This window comes from Bordetella petrii (assembly GCF_020991325.1).
In the GTDB taxonomy this organism is placed as follows: Bacteria; Pseudomonadota; Gammaproteobacteria; order Burkholderiales; family Burkholderiaceae_B; genus Bordetella_A; species Bordetella_A petrii_E.
Genome location: NZ_JAJMLX010000509.1, coordinates 1 through 1091, shown reverse-complemented (window position 1 = coordinate 1091; position 1091 = coordinate 1). Strand labels below are relative to the sequence as shown.

Below are 1091 nucleotides of genomic sequence, written 5' to 3'. Positions count from 1 at the left end.
AGTGCAAAGCCCTTGTCGGTCAAGGCCTGCTCGGTGCTGGTCAGCTGGCTGACATTGACCGCGTCGGTGGCGTTGACACCCGCGGCCACGTTGGTGATGGTCTTGCCGCCGGCGTCGATGCCACCGCTGGTGACACTCGGGCCGTTGGCGATGACCAGGCCAGTGTTGTTCAGCGCCACGTCCGGGCCCACCGCCACGCCGGCGTTGTTCACCAGCGTGTCGCCAGTCTTCACGCTGCCGGCCGGGCCCAGGTCCAGGTTCTTGGACAACGCGATCTGCACGCCGCCCGCCGTGGTTTCGGTGGCGATATTACCATCGGCGCCATTGATAGCCACGGTCTGGCCCAGCTTGCGCTCGAGTGTGGGACCCGCATCCGCCGTGAAGCTCAGCGGCTTGTCGGCCAGCTCGTTGAGTTGGTCCACGTTCACGGCATCGGTGCCGGCCTCGCCCTTGGCAATGTTGGTGATCTTGTTGCCGCCCATGTTCACGGTGGTGTTGCCGCCAACCGTGATGTCGCCCGGCTTGACCACCAGCGTGTTGTTGCCCAGGTTGGTCGTGCCGCCTACGCTCAGGTTGTTGGTAATGGCGACGTTCGCCACGTTCAGGTCGTCGGCCAGTTTGATCAGCACCTTGCCCTGATCCACACGGGTGGTGACATTGCTGTCGGCACCAAGCACTTCCACGGTTTCGCCCAGCGGCTTGCGAGCCTCATTGCCATCCGCGGCCTTCAGGCCGAAACCCTTGTTGATCAGCTCGCCTTCCTTGCTGGTCAGCTGGCTGACGTTGACCGCATCGGTGGCATTCACGCCCGCGGCGACGTTGGTAATGGTCTTGCCGCCGGCATCGATGCCGCCCAGCGTCAGGCTGGGGCCATTGTTGATGACCACGCCATTGTTGCTGATGCTGGTGTCGCCCAGTTGCACGCTGCCGCCGGCGCCCAGGTCCAGGTTCTTGGCCAGCGCGATCTGCACGCCGTTCGCCGTGGTCTGGGTGGTTATGTTGCCGTCGGCGCCATTGATGCCCACCTTCTCGCCCAGCTTGCGGTCCAGGTCCGCGCCGCTGTCGGCCGTGAAGGTCAGCGGCTTGTTCGC

At 64.7% G+C, this 1091-nt stretch carries 1 pseudogene; it reads right to left on the bottom strand.

Features of this window, described 5'->3' with window-relative positions:
- A pseudogene (locus tag LPZ50_RS25005) lies at positions 1-1091 on the bottom strand (hypothetical protein); the annotation flags it as partial.